At 66.2% G+C, this 23,294-nt stretch carries 21 protein-coding genes; 5 read left to right on the plus strand and 16 right to left on the minus strand.

The window, feature by feature from the left end; genetic code table 11:
* Positions 1-172 precede the first annotated feature (172 nt).
* Complete coding sequence (gene coaD, locus J7E80_RS09440; RefSeq protein ID WP_215051216.1) at positions 173-673, minus strand: pantetheine-phosphate adenylyltransferase; 501 nt, start codon at positions 671-673, stop codon at positions 173-175.
* A gap of 93 nt (positions 674-766) precedes the next feature.
* Between coaD and J7E80_RS09445 the strand changes: the two genes are divergently transcribed.
* Both J7E80_RS09445 and J7E80_RS09450 read left to right on the plus strand, forming a co-directional pair.
* Complete coding sequence (locus J7E80_RS09445; RefSeq protein ID WP_215051217.1) at positions 767-1,975, plus strand: aminotransferase class I/II-fold pyridoxal phosphate-dependent enzyme; 1,209 nt, start codon at positions 767-769, stop codon at positions 1,973-1,975.
* A gap of 2 nt (positions 1,976-1,977) precedes the next feature.
* The gene (locus tag J7E80_RS09450; protein ID WP_215051218.1) at positions 1,978-2,763 is read left to right on the plus strand and encodes a spermidine synthase; all 786 of its coding nucleotides are present in this window, start codon (positions 1,978-1,980) and stop codon (positions 2,761-2,763) included.
* A gap of 3 nt (positions 2,764-2,766) precedes the next feature.
* Here the strand turns inward: J7E80_RS09450 and rsmD are convergent, their stop codons facing one another.
* The 4 genes from rsmD to thiL are packed head-to-tail and all read right to left on the minus strand — an operon-like array spanning position 2,767 to position 7,736.
* On the minus strand, positions 2,767-3,372 hold the full coding sequence (rsmD, locus tag J7E80_RS09455; RefSeq protein WP_215051219.1) for a 16S rRNA (guanine(966)-N(2))-methyltransferase RsmD: 606 nt from the start codon (positions 3,370-3,372) through the stop codon (positions 2,767-2,769).
* Positions 3,373-3,432: 60 nt separating this feature from the next.
* Entirely contained in the window at positions 3,433-5,670 is a 2,238-nt protein-coding gene (locus J7E80_RS09460; RefSeq protein ID WP_215051220.1) for an ATP-dependent DNA helicase RecG, read from the minus strand.
* Between the two features lie 13 nt (positions 5,671-5,683).
* The gene (locus J7E80_RS09465) at positions 5,684-6,688 is read right to left on the minus strand and encodes a DAK2 domain-containing protein (protein ID WP_215051274.1); all 1,005 of its coding nucleotides are present in this window, start codon (positions 6,686-6,688) and stop codon (positions 5,684-5,686) included.
* Between the two features lie 22 nt (positions 6,689-6,710).
* Entirely contained in the window at positions 6,711-7,736 is a 1,026-nt protein-coding gene (thiL, locus tag J7E80_RS09470) for a thiamine-phosphate kinase (RefSeq protein WP_215051221.1), read from the minus strand.
* 223 nt (positions 7,737-7,959) lie between these two features.
* Here thiL and J7E80_RS09475 point away from each other — a divergent pair, with 223 nt between their 5' ends.
* The gene (locus tag J7E80_RS09475) at positions 7,960-8,412 is read left to right on the plus strand and encodes a DUF3515 family protein (RefSeq protein WP_215051222.1); all 453 of its coding nucleotides are present in this window, start codon (positions 7,960-7,962) and stop codon (positions 8,410-8,412) included.
* 42 nt (positions 8,413-8,454) lie between these two features.
* Here J7E80_RS09475 and J7E80_RS09480 read toward each other — a convergent pair whose 3' ends face one another.
* The 6 genes from J7E80_RS09480 to leuC form a co-directional block, all read right to left on the minus strand.
* Positions 8,455-9,606, minus strand: a complete 1,152-nt coding sequence (locus J7E80_RS09480; protein WP_396020745.1) for a D-alanine--D-alanine ligase family protein — start codon at positions 9,604-9,606, stop codon at positions 8,455-8,457.
* Positions 9,603-10,655 (minus strand): NAD(P)H-dependent glycerol-3-phosphate dehydrogenase, encoded by a 1,053-nt coding sequence (locus J7E80_RS09485; RefSeq protein WP_215051224.1) that lies wholly within the window; start codon positions 10,653-10,655, stop codon positions 9,603-9,605. Before J7E80_RS09485 ends, J7E80_RS09480 begins: the two co-directional genes overlap by 4 nt.
* Complete coding sequence (locus tag J7E80_RS09490) at positions 10,652-11,398, minus strand: 1-acyl-sn-glycerol-3-phosphate acyltransferase (RefSeq protein ID WP_215051225.1); 747 nt, start codon at positions 11,396-11,398, stop codon at positions 10,652-10,654. The genes J7E80_RS09485 and J7E80_RS09490 overlap by 4 nt, the downstream gene beginning before the upstream one ends.
* Before the next feature lie 9 nt (positions 11,399-11,407).
* Positions 11,408-12,733 (minus strand): UDP-N-acetylglucosamine 1-carboxyvinyltransferase, encoded by a 1,326-nt coding sequence (murA, locus tag J7E80_RS09495; RefSeq protein ID WP_215051226.1) that lies wholly within the window; start codon positions 12,731-12,733, stop codon positions 11,408-11,410.
* A 267-nt stretch (positions 12,734-13,000) separates the two neighbouring features.
* A complete protein-coding gene (leuD, locus tag J7E80_RS09500) occupies positions 13,001-13,603 on the minus strand; it encodes a 3-isopropylmalate dehydratase small subunit (protein WP_215051227.1) in 603 nt (200 codons plus the stop codon).
* Between the two features lie 9 nt (positions 13,604-13,612).
* Complete coding sequence (gene leuC / locus J7E80_RS09505) at positions 13,613-15,070, minus strand: 3-isopropylmalate dehydratase large subunit (RefSeq protein ID WP_215051228.1); 1,458 nt, start codon at positions 15,068-15,070, stop codon at positions 13,613-13,615.
* A gap of 111 nt (positions 15,071-15,181) precedes the next feature.
* Between leuC and J7E80_RS09510 the strand changes: the two genes are divergently transcribed.
* On the plus strand, positions 15,182-15,901 hold the full coding sequence (locus J7E80_RS09510; RefSeq protein WP_043420062.1) for an IclR family transcriptional regulator: 720 nt from the start codon (positions 15,182-15,184) through the stop codon (positions 15,899-15,901).
* An 89-nt stretch (positions 15,902-15,990) separates the two neighbouring features.
* On the opposite strand, the gene J7E80_RS09515 is transcribed toward J7E80_RS09510, so the two are convergent.
* Together J7E80_RS09515 and J7E80_RS09520 are read right to left on the minus strand one after the other, a co-directional pair.
* Positions 15,991-16,674: a response regulator transcription factor gene (locus tag J7E80_RS09515; protein ID WP_215051229.1), complete on the minus strand. Its 684-nt coding sequence runs from the start codon at positions 16,672-16,674 to the stop codon at positions 15,991-15,993.
* Entirely contained in the window at positions 16,667-18,043 is a 1,377-nt protein-coding gene (locus tag J7E80_RS09520) for a sensor histidine kinase (RefSeq protein WP_215051230.1), read from the minus strand. Before J7E80_RS09520 ends, J7E80_RS09515 begins: the two co-directional genes overlap by 8 nt.
* A 139-nt stretch (positions 18,044-18,182) precedes the next feature.
* Between J7E80_RS09520 and J7E80_RS09525 the strand changes: the two genes are divergently transcribed.
* On the plus strand, positions 18,183-18,734 hold the full coding sequence (locus J7E80_RS09525) for a DUF1697 domain-containing protein (protein WP_215051231.1): 552 nt from the start codon (positions 18,183-18,185) through the stop codon (positions 18,732-18,734).
* 34 nt (positions 18,735-18,768) lie between these two features.
* On the opposite strand, the gene J7E80_RS09530 is transcribed toward J7E80_RS09525, so the two are convergent.
* The 3 genes from J7E80_RS09530 to J7E80_RS09540 are packed head-to-tail and all read right to left on the minus strand — an operon-like array spanning position 18,769 to position 23,229.
* On the minus strand, positions 18,769-20,382 hold the full coding sequence (locus tag J7E80_RS09530) for a GTPase (protein WP_215051232.1): 1,614 nt from the start codon (positions 20,380-20,382) through the stop codon (positions 18,769-18,771).
* Positions 20,379-22,166, minus strand: coding sequence for a dynamin family protein (locus J7E80_RS09535; protein WP_311380792.1), 1,788 nt, complete (start codon positions 22,164-22,166; stop codon positions 20,379-20,381). Before J7E80_RS09535 ends, J7E80_RS09530 begins: the two co-directional genes overlap by 4 nt.
* Before the next feature lie 7 nt (positions 22,167-22,173).
* Entirely contained in the window at positions 22,174-23,229 is a 1,056-nt protein-coding gene (locus J7E80_RS09540) for an acyltransferase (protein ID WP_215051234.1), read from the minus strand.
* Between the last annotated feature and the right edge of the window lie 65 nt (positions 23,230-23,294).

Genomic DNA, 23,294 nt, shown 5'->3' on the forward strand with positions numbered 1-23,294 from the left:
CGCTTAATGAGAACTCCTGTTGAACATATGACCGACGTATTATCTTAGCCTGAAGTCCTTGGCGGACTCAAACCGGATACCTGCCCCGGCAGGCGGAGGAGCTAAAGCCGGCCGCCGGACAGCCGGGAAAAGCACTGCACAACCGGCAGGAGCCGGAATGTACCGATCCAGCCTACCCTCTCGGCGACTGGCCTGAGGCAGACCCGCCCGCGAGGAGTCTTTTCAGGACGGACCTGGGCACAAACTCGGATACGTTCCCGCCAAGGGTGAACACTTCCTTGATCAGCGTCGAGGACAGGTGGAGGTAGTGCGCCTCGGCGGGCAGGAACACGGTCTCCACACCGCTGAGCTGCCGGTTCATGGTCGCCATGGGCAGTTCATAGTCAAAGTCCGACGACGAGCGCAGGCCCTTGACGATGGCGGACACACCGCGCTGCCGGCAGTACTCGGCGAGCAGTCCTTCGCCGACCGGCTCCACGACAATGCCGCGCAGGGAGGCCAGCGTCTCCTTGGCCATCTCGATCCGCTCCTCCAGCGGGAAGCGATACTTCTTGGCGTAGTTGGTGGACACGGCCACGATCACTTCGTCGAAGAGGCTCGCGGCTCGGGCGATGACCTCAAGGTGTCCGTTGTGGATCGGGTCGAAGGACCCCGGGCATACGGCGCGTCTCATGCTCCGAACCTACCGTATCTTCGAGCCGGGATACCATGACTTGATGCACCGGCCGCGCGGGAAAGCGGGGCTGAACGGACAGGCAGGACAGCAATGAAAGAGACACTTCCGGCGCCTTGGCAGCGCGCGGCCACCGGCGCGAACCTCCTGGCTTCCGACGGCATCCTCGGCGTCACGATCTTCGAAGAGATGACCACGCTTGCCGTCCGAACCGGCGCCATCAATCTCGGCCAGGGCTTCCCGGATGAGGACGGTCCGGCAGAAATCAAGGCTGCTGCCCAGGCGGCCATCGCCGAGGGCTCAAACCAGTACGCACCGGGCAAGGGCATCCCCGCGCTGAGGCAGGCCGTGTCCGCACACCAGCAACGCTTTTACGGGCTGGCGCCGGACCCGGACACCGAAGTCATTGTCACGACGGGCGCCACCGAAGGCATCGCCGCATCCCTGATGGCATTCGTCGGCCCTGGCGACGAAGTCCTGACGTTTGAGCCGTTCTATGACTCGTACGGTGCGATCATCGGCCTGTCCGGTGCCACCCATGTCACAGCGCCGCTGCTCGCCCCTGACTTCATGCCCGACCCCGCAGCCCTCGAAGATGCATTCAGCCCGCGGACCAAAGTGGTGCTGATCAACAACCCGCACAACCCCACGGGGGCGGTTTTCCCGGCGGACGTCCTCCAGCGCGTGGTCGACCTGGCCCGGAAGCACGACGCCCTCATCATCACCGATGAGGTCTACGAACACCTCACCTTCGGCGTCCGCCACATCCCGGTGGCCACCCTGCCAGGCGCCGCGGAGCGGACCGTCACCATCTCCTCGGCCGGGAAGACGTTCTCCTTCACGGGCTGGAAGGTCGGCTGGCTGAGCGGGCCGGAGCATCTCGTGTCCGCCATCCGCACCGTCAAGCAGTTCCTCACCTACAGTTCCGGCACGCCCTTCCAGAGCGCAATTGCCGCCGGGCTGGGGCTGCCCGATTCCTTTTACGACGACATCGCCGCCACGCTGGGAAAGAAGCGGGACATCCTGAGCGACGGCCTCAGGGCGGCCGGGCTGGACGTGTTCACGCCCAAGGGCACGTACTTCGTGAACGTCGATACCTCTCCCCTCGGGATCCGCGACTCCGTGGAGCTTGCCCGCCGGCTGCCGGCACTTGTGGGCGTGGCCGCCATCCCCGTTCCTGTGTTCTGCCACCCCGACGGCGCCGAGCGGACAAGGAGCCTCCTGCGGTTTGCCTTCTGCAAGAAAACCGAAATCCTCGAAGAAGCGGCCGCGCGGCTGGCGACGCTGCGGGACAGGCTCTGACGGTGCCGGACGGCCAGGCACCGGCATCACGCTTTCTGCGCACCACCGGACAGCATGCCGTCATCGAACCTGACACGTACACCGACGGCGGCTTCATTCTCAGCATCGGCGGGGCGGAACAGTCACATGTAGATCTTGCCGATCCGGGGGACATTTTCTACGAGTACCTCCGCCGGATCGGCCATGTGGTGGATCTCGCCGCTCCCTGGGGCGAGCCGGTCACCGCGCTTCACCTCGGGGCAGGAGCGCTGACGCTGGCCCGGTACATCCAGGCAACCCGCCCGGGATCCGTGCAATACGCGGTGGAGCTGGAACGGGAACTGCTGGACTTTGTGCTCGAACAGCTTCCGCTGCCCGAGGGCACCCAACTGCACACACTCATCGGCGACGCCCGCGAAGAGTTGGCCGAGCCGCCCGCCGGGCTTCGCTTCGACGTCGTCATCCTGGACATATTCTCCGGTCCCGACGCCCCCGAGCATCTTGCCTGCACGGAGTTCTATGAGGAAGCCGCGGCACGGCTGTCCGAGCGCGGGGTGCTGATCGTGAACGTGGGAGACGAACCGGGCCTGACCTTGGTCCGGAGCCAGGTCGCAGCACTGCGGCGCGCCATGACCGACGTGGCAGCCTGTGCCGAAGCCGGCATGTTCACCGGGCGGTATCCCGGCAACATCATCCTGGCCGGCACGCAGAAGCCCTGGCCAGCCGAGTGGACCGCTGCACTGACGGCGCGGGGTCCGCACCCGGCCAGGGTGCTGGCAGGAGTCGAACTCGACCAGCTCGCAGGCTGAGGCCTATTCCACTGCCTCCAGGTCGACGTCCACCTGCTGGTCGCTGGCCGGTTCGGCGAACCACAGCCGGGTCTCGCCGTACTTCTTCTCAGCAAAGCGTTCAAGAGCTGCGGGCCAGGACGGCTCCGGAGACCTGGACGACCTTTCCACGACCACAACGGCGCCGGCCGCCAAGTGCCTCGCCAGCTTCTCCAGAACGGCGGCAAGGGCCGGTTCGTCCAGCGGGTAGGGCGGGTCCAGGAAGGCCACGTCCCATTGGGTTTCGTTGGCCGTCCGCTCCAGGAAGGACTCAACCCGTGAGCGGTGCACCGTGACCGCCTTCCGGCCCAGCACGCCGTTGATCAGGTCCGCGTTCCGCTGGCACACGCCGCTCGCCCGGTCAGCGAATTCCACAAGATCAACGGACTGGGCTCCTCTGCTGGCGCTCTCCACGCCCAGCGAGCCGGAGCCGGCGTAAAGATCGAGCACTCGAGCGCCTGCCAGCACATCGAAAGCGTCCAGCCGCGAGAACAGGGCTTCCTTGACACGGTCGCTGGTGGGGCGGGTCATTGAGCCCGGTACGCTGACCAGCGGCGTTCCTCCCGCAGCCCCTGCCACAATCCGGCTCATGCTGCCAGCCCCGCTGCCGCCTCGCGTGCCGCTGCAACAGGACCCGGCGCCTCGGTGGTGCTAACCGCGTTCAAGGAACGCCTCCTTTTCGGGGTTCAGGTAGTCCTCGATGGCCTCGGCCAGGGCAGGGTGGTCCGCGAGCGACGGGTCGCCACCCACGATCTCCTGGGCGTCCTGCCGGGCACGGGCGATAATGTCCTCGTGTTCCAGCACCCTCAACAGTTTCAGGGTGGACCGTCCGCCGGACTGGGAGGCGCCCAGGATGTCGCCCTCACGCCTCAGTTTCAGGTCTTCCTGGGACAACTCGAAACCGTCGGTCGTGGCGGCCACGGCGTCCAGCCGGCGGCGGCTCGGATGGCCGGGTTCAAGGGCGGTGACGAGCAGGCACGTGCCCGGCAGGCCGCCGCGGCCCACGCGCCCGCGCAGCTGGTGGAGCTGCGAAATGCCGAACCGGTCCGCGTCGAGGATGACCATCAGGGTGGCGTTGTGCACGTCCACTCCCACCTCGATCACGGTGGTGGACACCAGGAGTTTGGTTTCATTGGCCGTGAACGACGCCATGGTCTCCGATTTCAGCAGGGGATCCTGGCGCCCGTGCAGCGGTGCCAGCGGCACCCCTGCCAGGGCCGGTTCCTCGCGGAGCTGTTCGACGACGGCGGTCACCGAGGCCAGCTCGCGTGCGGCAGCGTCGCCCTCCAGGTCGCCGGGGGCCGGTTCCGCTTCCCCGGGAGTGAAGTCGCCGTCGTCGTCCGTCCCGATCTTCGGGCACACTACGTACACCTGGTGCCCGGCGTCAATCTCCTCCCGGGACCTCGACCAGATCCGGGAGGCCCAGCCGGGGTTTTCCGCCAGGCCCACCACATGGGTGGTGATCGGGGCCCTGCCGGCCGGCAGTTCGTCGAGCACGGACGTTTCGAGGTCACCGAAGACGGTCATGGCCACTGTCCTGGGGATGGGCGTGGCTGTCATGACCAGCAGGTGCGGCGGCTTGCTCGCCTTGGTGCGCAAAGCGTCGCGCTGTTCGACGCCGAAGCGGTGCTGCTCATCCACCACGATCAGGCCGAGGTCATAGAAGGAGACGTTGTCGCTGAGGAGGGCGTGGGTGCCGATGACGATGCCGGCCGTGCCGGAGGCGGCGTCAAGGAGCGCCTGTTTGCGGGCAGCTGTGGACATGGAGCCGGTGAGCAGGCTGACCTGAACCGTGTGGTCGCCCAGGCCGCCGAGCAGTCCGTCGCTGGCCAGCGGCCCGAGCGTCCGCCGGATGGAGTCAAAGTGCTGGGCTGCCAGGACCTCCGTGGGCGCCAGCAGGGCCGCCTGTCCGCCGGCGTCGACAACCTGCAGCATGGCCCGGAGCGCCACGATGGTCTTGCCCGAGCCCACCTCGCCCTGGAGAAGCCTGTTCATGGGTCCGTCCTGCGACAGCTCGCCGGACAGGGTCTTGCCGACGGCGGCCTGCCCCGCGGTCAGAGTGAAGGGAAGCTGCCGGTCGAAGGCAGCGAGCAGCCCGTCCGGCACGGGCCGCCGGGCCGTTGCTTCCTCCGCGGCCAGCTGGGCACGCCGGCGCGCCAGGGCGGACTGGAGGACCAGTGCTTCCTGGTAGCGGAAGCGGTCCCTGGCCCGGCGCCAGTCCTCGGGTGTCTGCGGAGCGTGGATGAGGCGGTAGGCCTGGGGCATCGGGAGGAACTTCTCGCGGGCAGAGATGCCTGCCGGCAAGGGGTCGTCCAGGGCGTCCAGGTCCACTGTGTCCAGGAGGGTGGAAATGACCTTCTGGATGGACCAGCTGGTCAGTTTGGCGGTGGCGGGATAGACCGGAATGGGCATGGCGGCCAGCTTTTCCGGATCCATGCCGGGCGCGTCCGGATCCTCATCCAGGAGCAGGAAATCCGGGTTGGTCAGGCCGAGCGCTCCCCCGTATCGCGTGACCTTGCCGGAAAACATCGCCCGGCGGCCGGGCTGCAGTTCGGCCTTGGCCCGGTAGCCGTTGAAGAAACTGATCTTCAGGGTTCCCGGCACGCCGCCTGGGGAGGTACCGGCGTCGTCGGAAATCACGACGTCGGTAAGGGAGCCGCGCCGGGCGCGCATCTGCCGGGTGGTGTTGGAAATGACGCGCGCGATCAGCGTCACTTCCTCGTCCAGGGGGACCTCGCTGATGGGCGTGAGCTCTCCCCGGCTCAGGTAGCGGCGCGGAAAGTAGTTGAGGAGGCCGCCCACCGTGGTGATCCCCAGATGTTTTTCGACGACGGCCGCGGAGCGCTTGCCGATCCGGCGTTCCAAGCCGAGTTCAAGCTCGGTGTTCATCTTCCCTCTGCATTCATTTGCCCTCAAGGCTCCGGACATCAGCCTCCAGCGGCTCAGGGTCCCGGGGCATGGCAAGCTCGCTGACCGAGACGTCCGTAGGTTCGCCGAGGGAGCTGATCAAATCCAGCGCGGGGCCCGGATCCAGGACGTGGACATGGACACGCCAGCGGTAACGGCCTTCCGGATCCGGAGACCGTTCCACCTGGCTCATGATCACTGAATCGCCGAGTTCATCGAGGCGCTGCCTGAGCGTGGCGGCGTCCAGCGGCGACAGGCTGATAGTGCACATGACCTCCACGCCGTCGTCGTCCGGCAAGTCAGCATGGATGTGCGGATCCTGCACATCGTAGCCATGGAGGCCGTCCAGCAGCTCACTCTGGAGCTCCTCGCCAAGCACTGCCGACCGCAGGCAGTCCAGGATCAGCAGCATTCCGACGCCGCCGGCGTCCACGACGTGGGCGGCCTGCAGGGCCTCCAGCTGGCCTTCGGTGCGGATAACGGCGTCGAGGGCCGCTTCCACGGCGGCGTCCAGCACCAGGCCCAGGGCATGGTTGCTGTCATTTCCGTTCTGTGCGGCGTCAACCGCGGCGGCCGCCCGCCCCGCTGCCTCCATGACAGACAGCATGGTTCCCGGAACGGGGTCGCTGAGTGCCGACCAGGCACGGATCTGTGCCCGGTTGAGCGCGGCCGCGAGCAATGTGGCGGTGAGCCGGGTGTGGCCGGACAAAGGCTCCGCGGCGGCGCACAGAAAAACCGAGAACAGTGTGCCGGAGTTGCCCCTGGCCTGCTCCATCGCGGTCTGGCCGGCCTTGGCAAGGACAGCGCCGACGTCATTCTGGACGGTAGGCGGCTTCGCCGGGTCCGGCGCGGAATCCTGAAGCGAACGGGCCGCCGCCCGGACCGTGAGGTAGAGGTTGGTGCCGGTATCGCCGTCGGCCACGGGGAAAATGTTGATTGCGTTGAGGCGGTCGCTGTGGTTCCCCAGGGCTGTTTCGGCCTTGCCCAACCACCGCTTCATCGCTTGCGCGTTGGCGGCAATCTTAGTCTGCAAAGTGATCCCATCCCACGGAGTCAGCGGGCCGTCCCGCGATCTTTACGCCCGCGGGTTCATTCGCGCCGCGGGCCTGTACTGAGCCTATCCCAGTGAACCCGGCCGGCAGCTGAATACCCGCGGGGAATGTGGCAAGCAGGCCATGATCCTCGCCGCCGCCCAGGACCCAGGCCAGCGGATCGGCGCCCAGCAGGCCGGCCGCGGGCTGCAGCGGCGTGGCCAGCAGCTTCAACCGGGCAGGGTCCAGGTCCAGCACGACATCGCTCGCGATGGCCAGCCTGGTCCCGTCGCGCACGAGGCCGTCGGAGATGTCCATCATGGCCGTGGCGCCTTCTGACCGGGCCAGGGGGCCGGCGTCGAGTGGAGGCTCGGGCCTGCACTGAAGGTCAAGGAACAGCCTCAAGTCCGGAGCCAGCGACTCCGCGGGGTGGTTCGATTCCAGCAGCGCCAGGCCTGCGGCGGCCTGGCCGGCGTTGCCCGCAATGGCCAGGGTGTCGCCCGCAACCGCCCCGGACCGCAGCACAGGCTGCCCTCCGTTGAGCGTGCCGAGGACCGCCACCGTGACGGACAGCTCTCCACCGCGGCCCAGATCGCCGCCGGCGACAGAGCATGAACCTGCCCCGAGCTTGCCGATGGCGGCGGCCAGGCCGTCCGCCAGGTCTTCGACCCAGTCCACCGGCGTGGCGGCGGGCATGGTCAGGCTGACCACGAGCGAGGTCGCGGACGCGCCCATGGCGTTGATGTCGCTCAGGTTCTGGGCTGCGGCCTTCCACCCCACGTCATAGCCGGTGGTGCGGTAGCCGTTGTTCCACTGAAGCCGGAAATCCTGGTCCTGCACCTGGGTGTCGATGCTGATGACAGTCCTGCCGTCCGGCACGTTAACGACGGCGGCGTCGTCGCCGGGCCCGAGAAGAACGGCGGCGCTGTGCTCAGCGCTCAGTACGAGCCGCGGAAAGATCCGTTTGAGCAGCTCGGCTTCGGAAAGTTCGGCAACAGTCAGTGGTGTTTGGGGCACGCCACTACGCTACCGCGGCGCGGCGACATTGTTTCCCGCCCGGCATCCGCGCCGGGGTCGCCCTTTGCTGGCCGCCCTTTGCCTGGCGGCCCAGTGCATGGCGGCGGGATAGGCTTAACCCATGCTCTGCCGCACCGCCCCTCAAACAGCTGGAAACGGATCAGTTCGAAACCGTTGGGTCCGTGGACCGGTTGGCCGGCCGGGCAGCTGGGCGGTCCTGGCCATGGCGGCGTGCGCCGCGCTTGCGCTGGGGGGCTGCGCACCCGCCGTCGATGTCGCCCCCGCTGCCGACGCCGCGGACCCGGCCTGCGCTCCCATGATGGTGGCGCTCCCGGACGCCATCGGTGACGCCCGGCTCCGCAAGACGAACAGCCAGGCGACAGCGGCGTGGGGCGATCCGTCCCTGGTGATCCTGCGGTGCGGCGTCAATGTTCCGGGGCCCACGACGGACCGCTGTGTCAGTGTCAACGACGTGGACTGGGTCATCAAGGAGGGCGATCCGGTGTGGACGCTGACCACCTTCGGCCGGGAACCGGCGACGGAAATCCTCATGGATCCGGACAAGATCAGCTCGGCCACTGTGCTCGCTGACCTCTCCGCGGCCGCCGCTAAGATCAAGGCGAGCCGCAAATGCGTGGGCCAGGAGGATCTTCAGGACGTTCCGACGAGCAAGTAAGTCTCGACAGGCCCAACCGGCGGGATCCTAGCCGGCGGGATCCTAGCGGAGGCCGGTTTTCCGGTTCAGTGCCAGATGGATCAGTTCGTCAATGAGCTCGGGGTAGCTCAGGCCCGAAGCGGCCCACATCTGCGGATACATGCTCTTCGGCGTGAAGCCGGGCATGGTGTTGATCTCGTTGATGATCACCGCACCGTCAGGGGTGTAGAAGAAGTCAACCCGGCTCAGCCCCTCGGCCCCGACGGCGTCGAACGCCACGGCGGCCAGCTCGCGGACCCTGGCTATGGCTTCGTCCGGCATGTCCGCGGGGCAGCTCAGTGCGGCCGCGTCGTCCACGTATTTGGCGTTGAAGTCGTAGAACTGATGCTCTCCGTCAGCCACGGTGATCTCGCCGGGAAGGGACGTCCGCGGCGCGTCAGTGCCCCGGCCCTCCAGCACGGCACACTCGATTTCCCGGCCAACGATGCCGGCCTCGATCACGAGCTTGGGGTCGTGTTCGCGGGCGGCTTCTATCGCGGCATCAAGGTCTTCGAGGGAATCCACCTTGGAGATGCCCATCGACGACCCGGCGCGGGCCGGCTTGACGAACACCGGGTAGCCGAGCAGGTCCACGCGCTTCCGCACTGATTCGGGGTCGTTGCGCCACTGCCGGTCCGTCACAGCGATGTAGGGGCCCACCCGCAGCCCGGCGGCCTCGAAGACCACCTTCATGAAGTGCTTGTCCATGCTCACGGCGGACGCCAGCACCCCGGCCCCCACATAGCGGGTGTCGGAAAGCTCCAGGAGCCCCTGGATGGTCCCGTCCTCGCCGAACGGCCCGTGCAGCAGGGGAAAGACCACGTCCACCGTGCCGAGTTCCTGCGGCACTTCATTGGGCGATGCCGCGATGAGTTGGTGCTCGCCGCCGATTTCGGCGAGGGTCACGGTCTGGGACGACGGTGGCACCTCGGGCAGCGAGGATGACGATAGCGACCATTGCCCGGTGTCCTCCGCGGCAAGGACCCACTGGCCGGTCTTGGCTATTCCGATGGGGATGACATCGTATTTGGTCCTGTCGATCGCGCCCAGCACCCCTGCTGCGGTGACGCAGCTGACGGCGTGCTCACTCGAACGGCCGCCGAAGAGCACCGCAACGCGGGGCTTGCTCGTCTTGCCCTGATCCGCTGCGGTCAAGTTTTCTTCCGACACTGTCAGTAATCGCCTTCGGGTTTCAGTTCCCGGGCCAGCAATAGCGGTCCCAGTTGGTCAACGGACAATTTTCCGGCCAGCACCGCGACAACGGCCGCGGTGATGGGCATCTCGACGCCGAGCTTACCGGCAAGTTCATGGACGGCCTGCCCGGACTTGATGCCTTCGGCGGTTTGTGTCATCTTTTCGGCCACTTCGTCCAGGGTGAGTCCCTGGCCGAGCAGGCGGCCGGCAGTATGGTTCCGCGAGAGCGGCGACGAACAGGTGGCCACGAGGTCGCCCAGACCCGCCAGACCGGCCATTGTCTGTGCCTCGCCGCCCAGGGCGAGGGCCAGCCGGGAGGTTTCGGCAAGCCCACGGGTTATCACCGAGGCCTTGGTGTTGTCCCCCATCTGCTTTCCCTCGCAGATTCCCACCGCCAGGGCGATGACGTTCTTGACGATGCCGCCAATTTCGACGCCCACGACGTCGGAGGTCGTGTAGGGCCGGAAGTATGGGGCTGTGCAGCTCCGCGCGATCCAGCCAGCCACAGCGGAGTCGGCGCAGGCCACCACGGAGGCGGTGGGTTCCTCCCTGGCGATTTCCATCGCCAGGTTGGGGCCGGAGACCACGGCAACGCGCTCGGCCGGGATGTCCAGCTCCTGCCGGATGACCTCGCTCATGCGGGCATCGGTGCTTAGCTCGAGGCCCTTCATCAGGGACACCACCAGGGCGTCCGGCTCCAGCAGGCCCTTCCAGGACCGGAGCTGCAGCCGCAACGACTGGGCGGGCACGGCGAGCACCACCAGGTCGGCTCCCGCGAATACCTCCGCGACGTCGGTGGACGCCGAAATGCTCGGCGGCAGTTCGACGTCGGCCAGGTACTGGGGATTCCGGTGGAGGCTGTTGATCTGGTCCACAATCTCAGGGCGCCTGCCCCAGATCCGGATGCGGCGGTCAACGTCGGAGGCGGTAGCCGCGTCCGCCAGGATCTTGGCGAAGGTGGTCCCCCAGGATCCGGCGCCGAGGACGGCCACGGACGCCGCGGAGCCAGGCCGGACTTGCTCAGGCGTCATTTCTTGCCCCGCTCGACGTCACGGCCGTGCTTCTTCTGGTTGTGCGCGGCCGGATCCCAGCGCTGGACAGGGGGCTGCTCTCCCCGGAGTTCGGCAAGCAGGCCGGTGACGGCGTCCATGATGACCTCTGTTGCCTCCGTGAGCGTGGCCTTGTCCCTGGGGCGGCCCGCGAAGCGGGACAGATCCACAGGATCACCGACCAGGATCCTGGAGGTCTTGCGCGGAAACAGGTGGAACCGCTTGGCGTACCGGGGGAAGACCTCGTGCGCCCCCCAATGGGCCATGGGCACTACAGGGATACCGCCCTCAAGCGCCAGGCGTGCGGCGCCGGTGTGACCCTTCATGGGCCAGAGGCCAGGATCCCGGGTCAGCGTGCCCTCGGGATAAATGACGATTGCCCCGCCCTCGGCCACAATCTCCTGGGCGAGCTGCAGCGAACGGTTCGCCCCCGCCGTCGAGCGTTCCACCGGGATCTGCTTGACGGCGTGAAGCAGGCTGCCCAGAACAGGCACCTTGAAGAGGCCAGCCTTGGCCAGGAAGTGCGGGGCGCGCTTCTGGTTGTACAGCATGTGTCCGACCACCAGGGGATCAATCTCGGTGCAGTGGTTGGGCGCGGCGATGAAACCGCCGGCGGGAAGTTTTTCGAGGCCTTCCCACTTCTTGTTCATCATCAGGTTCAGCAGGGGCCGGGCAATTCCGGCAATTATCACGAATGTGATGTGGCTCTTGGCCGATTCCTTCACAGGGGCACGCTACTTCTCTGAAGTGATGTCGAAATCGGCGCCGAGCCCGGCCAGCTTCTCGGTGAAGCGCTCATAGCCGCGGTTAATGATGTCGATCCCCGTCACCCGGGACGTGCCGGTGGCGGCCAGCGCAGCGATGAGGTGGCTGAAGCCGCCGCGGAGGTCTGGAACGTCGATGTCGGTGCCCTTGAGCTGCATCGGGCCGGAAATGACTGCCGAGTGCAGGAAGTTGCGCTGGCCGAATCGGCAGGGCACGCTGCCCAGGCATTCCCGGTGGACCTGGATGCTGGCGCCCATGCGGATGAGGGCGTCGGTGAAACCGAAACGGTTCTCGTACACGGTCTCGTGCACGATCGAAACGCCCTCGGCCTGGGTCAGGGCCACAACGAGTGGCTGCTGCCAGTCCGTCATGAAGCCCGGGTGGACGTCGGTCTCAAGCACCAGCGGGCTCAGCTTGCCGCCGCGGTGGTAGAAACGGATGCCGTCGTCGCCGATGTCCATCCCGCCGCCTACCTTGCGGAAGGTGTTCAGGAAGGTCATCATGTCGCGCTGCGAAGCGCCTTCGACGAAGATGTCGCCGCGGGTCACCAGGGCAGCGGAAGCCCAGGACGCGGACTCGTTACGGTCCGAGAGCGCCCGGTGGTTGTAGCCGCCCAGATCACGGACTCCTTCAATGCGGATGGTGCGGTCGGTCTGGACGCTGATGATGGCGCCCATCTTCTGCAGCACAGCAATGAGGTCAACGATCTCGGGCTCGGTGGCCGCTCCGGACAATTCCGTGATGCCTTCGGCACGGGTTGCACTCAGGAGGACCTGTTCGGTGGCGCCGACTGACGGGTACGGCAGGGAGATCTTGGCTCCGTGGAGTCCCTTGGGCGCGGAGATGTGGATGCCGCCCGGGCGCTTCTCCACTACCGCACCGAACTGCCGCAGCACGTTCAGGTGGTAGTCGATGGGACGGTCGCCGATCTTGCAGCCGCCAAGATCAGGGATGAAGGCCTCGCCGATGGCGTGGATCAGGGGACCGCACAGCAGAATCGGGATACGCGAGTCACCGGCGTGGGCGTCGATGGCCGTGCTCGGTGCCGTCTTGGCATCCTTGGGGTCCAACGTGAGATCGCCGGTGACGGGATCCTTGTCGACGGTGACTCCGTGGAGCTGAAGCAGGCTGGTGACGACCTCGACGTCCTTGATTTCCGGAACGTTCCGGAGTACCGAGGGCTCGTTGCCCAGCAGTGCGGCCACCATGGCCTTGGGCACAAGGTTCTTTGCACCGCGGACATGGACACGGCCAGTTAGCGGGACGCCTCCGCGGATTGTCAGAACACTACTCATTTACCGGTTTCCTCACGACTACTCGCCCCCAAATCCTTACAAAGGCACCAGCTAAGCATATGAGTTTGCGTTACCGAACCGAAATACGGCCTGTGGGAATGGCGGCCTGATGGCCTGCCGGGCCGGAACGGGCCCGGATGCCGGGCCGGGCCGGAGGGTGAATCCGCGGGGGTCGATTGCGGTATTCACCGGTGAAGCCGGGACAGCGAAAAGGCCCGCCCTGTCCCGCGGCGGGCCTTTTGCCGGCCATGGGCCGTTGGAAAGCCTTTAGGACAGCTTGGCCGGCAGGGTCTTCGGCTTGAAGGCCGGCCGCGTGGCCTCATAGGCAGTGATGTCTTCCTCGTGCTTCAGGGTCAGGCCGATATCGTCCAGGCCTTCGAGCAGGCGCCAGCGCGTGTAGTCATCGATCGTGAAGGGAGCGACCAGGTTGCCGCAGATGACTGTCTTGGACACGAGGTCCACCGTCACCTCGGTTCCCGGGGCGTTTTCCAGGGTCTTCCAGATCAGCTCAATATCATCCTGTGCGACTTCGGCGGCCAGAAGGCCCTGCTTGCCGGAATTTCCGCGGAAGATGTCGGCGAAACGGGACGAGAGCACGGTCTTGAAACCGTAGTCCTTGAGCGCCCAGACGGCGTGCTCACGGGAGGAGCCCGTGCCGAAGTCGGGACCGGCCACAAGGACCGAGCCGGCGTTGAACGGTGCCTGGTTCAGGATGAACGCGGGGTCCTTCCGCCAGGCCGAGAACAGAGCATCCTCGAAGCCGGTGCGGGTGATGCGCTTGAGGTAGACGGCCGGAATGATCTGGTCCGTGTCGACGTTGCTTTGGCGCAGCGGGACGCCGATTCCGGTGTGCGTGGTGAACTTTTCCATGTGGTCTTCCTAGGCTGCGTCGGTCGTCTGGAGGGCTGCGGATTCCGGTGCCGGATCAAGGTCCGACGGCGAGCTCAACGTTCCGCGCACGGCCGTCGCGGCTGCCACAACCGGCGACACCAGGTGCGTGCGTCCGCCCTTGCCCTGCCGCCCTTCAAAGTTGCGGTTGGACGTGGAGGCGCAGCGCTCCCCCGGTTCCAGCTGGTCCGGGTTCATGCCCAGGCACATGGAGCATCCGGCGAACCGCCATTCTGCACCGAAGTCCTTGAAGACCCGGTCCAGGCCTTCGGCCTCCGCTTCAAGCCGGACCCGCGCCGAACCCGGCACCACGAGCATGCGGACCTTGGGGTCCTTCTCACGGCCACGGATGACGTCCGCCGCCGCCCGCAGGTCCTCGATCCGGGAGTTCGTGCAGGAGCCCAGGAAGACCGTGTCCACCCGGATGTCCTTCATGCGGGTTCCGGCCTCGAGGCCCATGTACTGCAGGGCGCGTTCGGCAGCGGCCTTCGCGTTCTCGTCCCCGAAATCGTTCGGGGACGGGACCTTGTCCGAGAGCGAGACGCCCTGGCCGGGGTTCGTGCCCCACGTGACGAACGGCTCAAGAGTGTCGGCGTCGAGGTCCACCTCGGCATCGAAGACGGCGTCGTCGTCACTGCGGAGCGTGTTCCAGTACTGGACGGCGGCGTCCCAGTCGGCGCCTTCCGGGGCGTGCGGGCGGCCCTTCATGTACGCGTACGTGGTCTCGTCCGGAGCGACCAGGCCGGCTCGCGCACCGGCTTCGATGGACATGTTGCAGATGGTCATGCGGGCTTCCATGGACAGGGCCCTGATGGCCGAGCCGCGGTATTCCAGGACGTAGCCCTGGCCGCCGCCGGTGCCGATCTTGGCGATCACCGCGAGGATGATGTCCTTGGCCGTGACGCCTGGCTTCAGGGTGCCTTCGACATTGATGGCCATGGTTTTGAAGGGCTTCAGGGAGAGCGTCTGCGTGGCCATGACGTGCTCCACCTCGGACGTGCCGATACCCATGGCCAGTGCGCCGAAGGCTCCGTGCGTGGAGGTGTGCGAGTCACCGCAGACCACGGTCATGCCGGGCTGGGTCAGTCCAAGCTGCGGGCCAACCACGTGCACGATGCCCTGTTCGGCGTCGCCGAGGGAGTGCAGGCGGACGCCGAACTCCGCGCAGTTGTTGCGCAGGGTCTGGATCTGCGTGCGGCTGGTGAGGTCGGCAATTGGCTTGTCGATGTCCAGCGTGGGAGTGTTGTGATCCTCGGTGGCGATGGTCAGGTCCGGGCGGCGCAGCGTCCGGCCCGCGAGGCGGAGCCCCTCGAACGCCTGCGGGGACGTTACCTCATGGACCAGGTGAAGGTCGATGTACAGAAGGTCCGGCTGGGCGTTGGCGCCGTCGCCGTCCCCTTTGCGCACCACGTGCGCGTCCCAGACTTTCTCGGCCAATGTGTTCGCCATGGCCATCTCCCTTCACTGCTGTTGGCTGTTACTTCCACTGAAACAGCAGAGGTGTGTAATAAGCCAGTCAAAAGATTTGCATCTCAGATAATGAGACGGCAATATCATTACATGGACAATTCTAGTGGAGTCGGCGTCATTGATAAAGCGGCCCAGGTGCTTGATGCGCTCGAGGCCGGACCCACCACTCTGGCGCAGCTGGTGGCCGCCACCGGACTGGCCAGGCCCACCGTGCACAGGCTGGCTCTGGCGCTCGTTCACCACCGCCTGGTGAGCCGGGACATCCAAGGCAGGTTCGTCCTTGGCAGCCGTCTCGTGGAGCTTGCTTCGGCCGCCGGCGAGGACCGGCTCATCGCCTCGGCTGGCCCGGTTCTGATGCAGCTGCGCGATGCCACGGGCGAAAGCGCCCAGATCTTCCGCCGCCAGGGCGACTGGCGTGTCTGCGTCGCATCTGCAGAACGGCCCATCGGTCTCCGCGACACCATTCCCGTCGGCACCCAGCTGTCCATGAAGGCCGGCTCCGCTGCCCAGGTCCTGCTCGCCTGGGAGGACCACGACCGGCTGCTCGAAGGCCTGCAGTCCGCGCGCTTCACGCCCACGGTTTTGGCGGGAGTACGACGGCGGGGCTGGGGCCAGAGCCTCGGCGAACGCGAGCCGGGGGTCGCCTCGGTTTCGGCGCCCGTCCGCGGGCCCTCCGGCCGGGTCATTGCCGCCGTCTCCATCTCCGGCCCGATCGAGCGGCTCACCCGCCAGCCCGGCCGGCTGCACGCGGAAGTCGTCTGCAACGCTGCCCGCGTCCTGACCGAAGCCCTGCGCAAGAACAACGACTAAATATCTCTGGCTGACGGAAATGCCGGCCCGTTCACGCGGCGCGGTTCCTGTTCAACGCCGAGGTGCGCGTTCAGTCGCGGAGTGCTCGGTCAGTCGCCGAGAAGGCGGCGTTCGTGGGCGAAGGCAACCAGCTGGAGCCGGGTCCGGAGTTCCAGCTTGTCCAGCACGCTTCGCAGGTGCGTCTTGATCGTGGCTTCCGAGACGAACAGCCCCTCCGCCATTTCCCCATTGCTGAGGCCCTTGGCAGCCAGCAGGAAGACGTCCCGTTCCCGCACCGAGAGAACGTCGAGGACGGACAGGTCCGGCCCTGGTGAAGGAGCATTCCGGGCGGCATGTTCGAAGAGCGAATGGATGGATCCTGGGGCAATGACGGAGTAGCCGGAGTGAACGGTCCGGATGGCTGCCAGCAAAAACTCCGGTTCCGCACTCTTGAGCAGATACCCGCTGGCTCCCGCCTGCACCGCCTGGACCACGGCCTGATCCCGGTTGAAGGTGGTCAGTGCAATGATCTTGGGCTTGTCGATGCCGGCCGCGATGGCATGCTCAACAATTCTCCGGGTAGCTGCGACGCCGTCCAGGATGGGCATGCGCAGGTCCATCAACATAACGTCGGGACAACGCAGGGTTGCCAGAGCGACCGCCTGTTCCCCGTTGCCGGCCTCGCCGGCGACGTCCATATCCTCCTGACTCTCAATGAGCATCCGGATACCCGCACGGAACAGATGCTGGTCATCAACCAAGGCCACTGCGATGCGCGCCCCGGCATCAGCCACGGTTGCCCGCTCCCCGTTCCGCCGCTTCCGAACGCGGCAGGCCTACTCCGGCCAGAGCCGGTTTCGCTTCCGCAATTTCCGGAATGGAGCCTCCGGCTTCGTCACCGGATGAGGCATCCTCCGGGCCGGCCTCCCGGGTGCCGTAGGGGATGAAAACCGTGACACGGAAGTGTTCTCCATCAGGTCCAGCCGTTAGCCAACCACCCGCCAGATGAGCGCGTTCACGCATACCCGGTAGTCCGCGCCCGATGCGCGCTGATGCCGGACGGTCCGGGGGTCCCTGGGCGGCGTGGGCCATCACCGAGGCCACATGCAGGGTCAGTCCCGGACCACTCCAGTCAAAGTGGAGCCTCACGGCCGTGCCGCGCCCGCCATGTTTGAGCGCATTTGTCAGGCACTCCTGAACGATCCGGAAAACCGCCACCTGCTGCCCCGTCGAGAGTTCCACGGGCGTTCCTGACGCGCTGGGATGAATCTTCAAACTGCCCCGCTGCATACCCTCGATCAAAGATTCGATGTCCTCGAGCTGCGGCTGGGGTGTCACCATGCCGTCATCCCGGACACCTTCAATCACACGCTGGGCATCTACCAGAGCGTTGCGGGCCAACCGTGCGATGTTGTCCAGAGCGTTGAGGACGGCCCTCGGCTGGCCCTTGCTCAGATATCGTGTCCCATCCGCCTGTGCGGCAATAACGGCCAGGGAATGGGCCAGGACATCGTGAAGATCCCTGGCGATGCGTGTCCGTTCCTGCTCCACAATCAGGTCGACTTCCGTTTCCTTCAGGCTGGTCTGGGCGAGCTCCCTAGCACGGAAGAGACTGCCTCGTTCCTGATAGAGCGCGAGCAGAAGGCCGACAGCGGAACACGTAGCACCGATCAGCAGGAGGAGAGCGAATAACTGCCAGCCGTAATCCATAAGCATCCCCCGGTCACCGCCGTATGAGGGACCATACCAGCCCACGCCGCCTCCGTATCTCCACGACAGCATGAGGAAGGCCATCATGGCCGCGAAGACCACATTCGTTCCGGCCGCGACGAATCGAATCCGCCGCGGTGCAGTCCACAGGACGAACGTCAGGGATATGAACGAGCCCAGATAGATGGCCCAGTGGTTGGAAGCCATCGGCGGAATGGAATGGCTCAGCTGTCCGAAGAGCAGCGCCGCTGTGAACCCCAGGGACACGATTGGTTTCCATGAGGCCGTCGCAACGGCCAATGTCATCAGTGCCAGCGGCCAGGTGCCTGACCATGTCGGCAGCCCCGGCCAGGCACCCATCCGGCCGGCCTCACCCACGCACCACAGGGAAAAGAAAATGACGGCCACCACGGGGGCGCCCCAACGCCGTGCAATTTTCAGAACAGATTCCATGCCTGCCACCATATCCACGGCAATCACGAGAACTTCCCGGATCACGGCAATCTCAACCTAAAAGCCAGATGATTCATTCATCGGGCCAGGATTTCCGTGCCTTCCCCTGATCAGTTTGCGCTGGAAGTATTCTGGGCCGATGACCAGTTATGCAGTGTTCCTCCGCGGCATCAACGTGGGCGGAATCAACATCAAAATGGCGGACCTTAAGGAGGCCCTGAAGTCCCGTCCGTTCGATCACGTGAAGACACTTCTGGCCAGCGGCAACGTCGTGCTGACGAGCGACCTGGAACCGGCCGCCGTCAAGGACGCCTTCGAGGCCTGCCTCCGGGAAGCGTTCGGCTACGACGCCTGGGTGGTGGTGCTGACGGCCGGCCGCGTGGCCCAGCTCGTGGAGGCATGCCCCTACCCGGCGGACGACAGGACCACCCACACCTACATCACGCTGGCCTCGGACACTTCCATGCTGGATGAGCTGTTCAACGCCGCCGCCTCGCTCGATGGAGTGGAACAGACCCGGCTCGGACCGGAGGCCTCTGCATGGCTGGCGCCCGCAGGGGGCACCCTTGACAGCCCGTTGAGCAAGCTCTCCGCCAAGTCCAGGTATAAGGCCTCCACCACGACGCGGAACCTGCGGACAATGGTCAAGGTCCGGGACGCCGCTTCCTCCCTCGAGACCGGCAAAGCCTAGGTATCCGCAGAACTCTGGCCCGTTGCCGCGGCCGCTACCTGCCGGCCGACTTGAGCGCCGCGTTGAAGGCTTTCAGCCGGCCGATCTCCGTTTCCACGGGCTCCACCACATGTTCTCCCGCGACCTGAGTGACTGCTGCCTTGAGACGTTTTCGCGCCGCCCCTGCCCGGGCCCGGGCCGCTCCGGCGGTAATGAATTTGGCAGTGAGGGCGAGCAGCACGCCCAGCGCCGCGCCTCCGGCAATCATGAGTGTGGGGAGAGGCCAGCCTTCCACGCGGGGCACGTCCGGAACCGGCAGCTGCAGGTATCCCAGCACGGCGAGCACTCCGAGCCAGCCCAGTCCGCCCACGGCCGTCAGCAGGGCCAGCCACTGCACCACGTTGAAGACGCCCCACCACCAGGACTTCCGCCCGGCCTTCACATCAGTGCCGGCGATGGCCTGGTCCAAGGCATCCGGAAGCCTGTCCCTCCCCTGCCGCGCGGCGCTCCTGATCGACGCCCGCCACGGGCCGGGTGCGCCTTCGCTTGCCGCATCGGCGAATTCGCGGACTGCGCCGTCCGTCCTTGCCCGTTCCGGGGCGCCGGGAGGAGGCAATGAGGTCCTGGTGACCTCGGGATTGGTGCCGCGGCGCAGGTTGAGGCGCCGGAGCGGGTCCGGCCGGAACCGCACGAGCCACCTCGTCACAGGCCATCCTGTGCGCCGCATCGACTCCTGCCGATAGGAGCGGGCCACGGCGTCCACGACCACCGGCACATTGGCGGCCACCGCAAGCTCCTCCGCCAGCCGCGCCTTGGTTCCAGTCTTCACCCCGGCGGCCTCGCCCACACCGGAGACATCCAGCAGCTGGGCGGACGCCTTGGACACGTCTGCCGAGAGCCTCAGGGAAAGGGCTGCCCGCCGTTCCGCCACTTGCCGGATGGCGGCCCGGACCTTGTCCACCCCGGCACCGGTAAGGGCCGAAGCAGCCAACACCTGGACGTGGCCGAGGCCGTCGCGCGCCAGGATTCCCTTGAGCGATTCCAGCACCGGCTGCACGTCCGTTGCAGGAAGCCTGTCGATCTGGTTCAGCACCACTAAGGTGACGGCGCCGTGCGATGCCAGCGGTGCCAGGAAGTCATTGTGGATGGCCGCGTCCGCATACTTCTGCGGATCCAGCACCCAGACCAGGACGTCCACCATGCCCACGAGCCGTTGCACGGTCTCCCGGTTCGCCGCCCGCGTCGAATCGAAGTCCGGCAAGTCAAGGAGGATGAGGCCGGTGGATTCGTCCGCCAACCCCGCCACAGGCTCGGCATGATGGCGCTGGCGCACTTCCAGCCAGTCCAGCAACGGCTCGCTGCCGTCCGCTCCCCAGACACTCGCCAAAGGTTCCGTCGTGGTGGGCCGGCGGGCGGCCGCCGTCGCGATTTCAGCCCCGCCGACGGCATTGAACAGGGTTGACTTGCCGCTGCCCGTCGCCCCGAAGAAGCCCACCACGGTGTGGTCCGCGGACAGGGACCGCCGCGTACTGGCGCGTTCCAGAACCTGGAAAACCTCGTCTAGCGCCGCGGCGGGCAGGACTCCTTCGGCGAGCTCCCGGGCTTCGTTTAACGCTTCAAGGCGGCGTTGTACCTGCGTCGCTTCCTTGGCCAGGCCGTGCCGGCTCATGCCGCGCCCGCCAGCCCCGCCAGGGACCGGGCATGGCCCGCCAGGACGTCGGCCGACGCGCCTTCATCGAATTCCAGCCGGTCCAGGAACCGCTTCTGTTCACTTTGCAGCAGCTTCTGGCAGCGCGCGTGGAGGTCTTCCCGTGCTGTTTGGGCGAGCCGCCTCACGGCCTCCTCGCCGAAAAGGGCTTCAAGCAGTCTCTGACCAACGACGGCGGTACCTCCCGCCACTCCGATCTCCAGTCCCGTCAGGCCGGCAGTCATGGAAAACACCACAATCATCAGAGCGGCGCCGAGGCCGTTGATGCCAAAGGACAGCCATCTGGCCTGCGTCCGCTTTCCTTGGCCCTCAGTGCGGATCAGTTCCATCAGGCTCCCCTGCCAGGCCCGGATCTCCGCGGCCACGTCGTCCGGAAAGCCGGGGCTGGTTCCGGAGAGGTCGTCAGTGCCCAGCAGCTGGCGTCCTGCCGGATCCGAGCGCCAGCGCTGGTCCGTGTCCTCCGCTGCGTTGGCCGCTTCATCGACGATGACTGCCTGCAGCCCTGTTTCGATGGCTGTCTCCACCTTGATCGCCGGAGCAGGCTCCCCGCGAAAAAACGCCCCCATGCGGTCCCGGAACCGGCCGATGTTTTGCTCAAGGTTCCGGAAGAACTCCCCCGTCCCCACGAAGTCCTGCCAGCGGGCCAACACCTCGCCGCGCAGGAGGGCACCGTTCTTGGTGGCATTGAGGATCCGGACCACCGCGTCCTGGTAGGCCCTCCGCGCATCGTCGCCGAGGAGCACGGCAGCGCGCCGCTGGTCCTCCGAGGCCTCCGCCACGAGCTGGACCCGCCGGCCCAGGGCCTTGACGGTGCCATTCAGCGTGCGCCGGGCAATGTCAGCCCGCCCGGCGGCATCGGCGGCGAGGTCACCCAGCCAGGTTTTGAGCGGTTCGACGGCGGAACCCGGCAGCATGCCGAGCTGGTCGAGGGACACTTCCGGAACAACGAACAGCCGGGCTTCACCGAGCCCTTCCCGGGCAAGCATTGCGCGCAGGTCTTCGCTCACTTCAGCCTCCGCTGCCGGAGGCACGCGGTCCAGAACTACGGCAACCGTGATGTCCCGCGTCGCGGCGTTGAGCAGCAGCTTCCATGGAACGGCGTCCGCGTAGCGATTAGCGGTAGTCACAAAGACCCACAGGTCGGCCGCCGCCAGCAGCTGGCCTGCCAGCTTTCGGTTGTCATCGGAAATCGAATCGACGTCCGGCGCGTCCAGGAGTGCAACTCCCTGCGGCACGGCATGGTCCCCCACCAGGACCAGCGACGAAACTGATGCTGCATCCGGAGCGGGGCCGGCCTGGTTGGCCGGGACCTGCATGGAGACCACTGTTCCCCGGATGCGGCTGAGGCTCGGAAGGATGCGCTGGTCCTCAAACCAGGCGGCATCCGCCGGGTGGTGCAGGAGTATGGGCTGCCGTGTGGTGGGGCGGATTGCCCCGGCCCGCGTCACCGGGTGCCCGACGAGGGCGTTCACCAGGGTCGATTTGCCGGCCCCGGTCGAACCTCCGACGACGGCCAGCAGCGGAGCATCGAGGCTCCGATACCGCGGAAGGATGTAGTCATCGAGCTGGGCCACTGAACTGCGGATCTCCAGCCGGGCCTGATCGACGCCTGGTAACGCCAGCGGCAGCGACACCGAGGCGAGGTCGCGGTGAACAGTTTCCAGGAGCGCCACGGCACCAGCGGACTGTTCTGCGGCCGTCCGCTTCCGGCTGCTGGGCAGTGGGTACTCGTTGGAGGAGGTCACAGCATCATCATGCCAGTTTAGGGATCGTTCGCGGCGCATCCTTGGACCGGCGCCAGCGCCGGGCCGGACCCTCTACATAGCGGCAAGACAACCAGGCCAGGGGCGCCACGACGAGCAATGCGGCACCGGCGAAAACGAGCGGTGGAACAGCGTCATGGACTCCGAGGGAAGCAAGGACCTGCTGCATGGGCCAGCCATAGATGTAGACGCCATAAGAAACGTCGTAGCGGGATCCCACCTGGGCAAGCGGCAACTGCAAGGAACCGGCCAGCAGAAGAATACACAAGGGAATATGTATCAACGACGGGGCAAATCCTAGGCCGGCAATGACAGCGACCAGGGCAGCGTAGACACCGAGAGCAAGATGACTCGCAGGAATCCGGTCCCGGAAGAGGTATGCCAGCGAACCCGCCAGGAACGTCAAGACGGGCACCAATGGCCAGTCGTAAGGAGTGGGAGAGGCAAGCCATCCCGCATCGACGGCAAAAACAACCGCGGAACCGAGAATGAAGAGGCTAATCAGCGCAAGGCGGGCCAGCTCCGTGCGGAAGATCCCGAATACCACGCCAACCAGGACGTAGCAGGCTATCTCCCAGAACAGGGTCCATAGCGGGCCATTCCATAAGCGGGGATCCGGCAGGCCGTCCAGCGTTCCCGGGATCCCCGCAAGTGCTACATCCGGCGTTCCTGCAGTCAGATTCGTTGCGAAATATAACAGCGCGTCCGGCCAGGCGAATCGCCGTCCTGTGATGCTCGCCGAAAGGGGCGCTATGAAGAAGGCGACCACGGCGACGCACACGATGAGTCCCGGATAGATTCGCAGGAACCGCGCTCGCGCATAGCTCCCCGCGGTCCTGGCCTGCATCCTGCTTTGGGTAATTAGGTAACCGGAGATTCCAAAAAATCCTATGACGGCCCAAGTCCCTAGCTTTACACCCCCCGGCTGCGGTTCCGTTCCGTAGCCGCCCAACCACCAAGAGTGGGAAACGATGACCATCGCAGCCAGAACCAGTCTGACGGCGTTGAGCGAATTCTTGCCCTCTGCGAACCTGTGCCCCAGCATGCTTTCCCCCAGTGAGTTGACTGGGTTCAGGGTATTGCAGGGCTCACAGCGTGGCTATAGGACCG

The organism is Arthrobacter sp. ISL-28 (assembly GCF_018613875.1).
Lineage (GTDB): Bacteria > Actinomycetota > Actinomycetes > Actinomycetales > Micrococcaceae > Arthrobacter.

What these genes read in the sequence shown, in the direction of transcription:
- J7E80_RS09525 (WP_215051231.1), top strand. Translation starts at nt 18,183, where the DNA reads ATGACCAGTTATGCAGTGTTCCTCCGCGGCATCAACGTGGGCGGAATC.
- J7E80_RS09445 (WP_215051217.1), top strand. Translation starts at nt 767, where the DNA reads ATGAAAGAGACACTTCCGGCGCCTTGGCAGCGCGCGGCCACCGGCGCG.
- J7E80_RS09460 (WP_215051220.1), bottom strand. Translation starts at nt 5,670, where the DNA reads ATGAACACCGAGCTTGAACTCGGCTTGGAACGCCGGATCGGCAAGCGC.
- J7E80_RS09485 (WP_215051224.1), bottom strand. Translation starts at nt 10,655, where the DNA reads ATGACGCCTGAGCAAGTCCGGCCTGGCTCCGCGGCGTCCGTGGCCGTC.
- J7E80_RS09510 (WP_043420062.1), top strand. Translation starts at nt 15,182, where the DNA reads ATGGACAATTCTAGTGGAGTCGGCGTCATTGATAAAGCGGCCCAGGTG.
- murA (WP_215051226.1), bottom strand. Translation starts at nt 12,733, where the DNA reads ATGAGTAGTGTTCTGACAATCCGCGGAGGCGTCCCGCTAACTGGCCGT.
- J7E80_RS09475 (WP_215051222.1), top strand. Translation starts at nt 7,960, where the DNA reads ATGGCGGCGTGCGCCGCGCTTGCGCTGGGGGGCTGCGCACCCGCCGTC.
- J7E80_RS09465 (WP_215051274.1), bottom strand. Translation starts at nt 6,688, where the DNA reads ATGAAGCGGTGGTTGGGCAAGGCCGAAACAGCCCTGGGGAACCACAGC.
- J7E80_RS09540 (WP_215051234.1), bottom strand. Translation starts at nt 23,229, where the DNA reads ATGCTGGGGCACAGGTTCGCAGAGGGCAAGAATTCGCTCAACGCCGTC.
- leuC (WP_215051228.1), bottom strand. Translation starts at nt 15,070, where the DNA reads ATGGCGAACACATTGGCCGAGAAAGTCTGGGACGCGCACGTGGTGCGC.
- J7E80_RS09530 (WP_215051232.1), bottom strand. Translation starts at nt 20,382, where the DNA reads ATGAGCCGGCACGGCCTGGCCAAGGAAGCGACGCAGGTACAACGCCGC.
- J7E80_RS09520 (WP_215051230.1), bottom strand. Translation starts at nt 18,043, where the DNA reads ATGGAATCTGTTCTGAAAATTGCACGGCGTTGGGGCGCCCCCGTGGTG.
- coaD (WP_215051216.1), bottom strand. Translation starts at nt 673, where the DNA reads ATGAGACGCGCCGTATGCCCGGGGTCCTTCGACCCGATCCACAACGGA.
- rsmD (WP_215051219.1), bottom strand. Translation starts at nt 3,372, where the DNA reads ATGAGCCGGATTGTGGCAGGGGCTGCGGGAGGAACGCCGCTGGTCAGC.
- leuD (WP_215051227.1), bottom strand. Translation starts at nt 13,603, where the DNA reads ATGGAAAAGTTCACCACGCACACCGGAATCGGCGTCCCGCTGCGCCAA.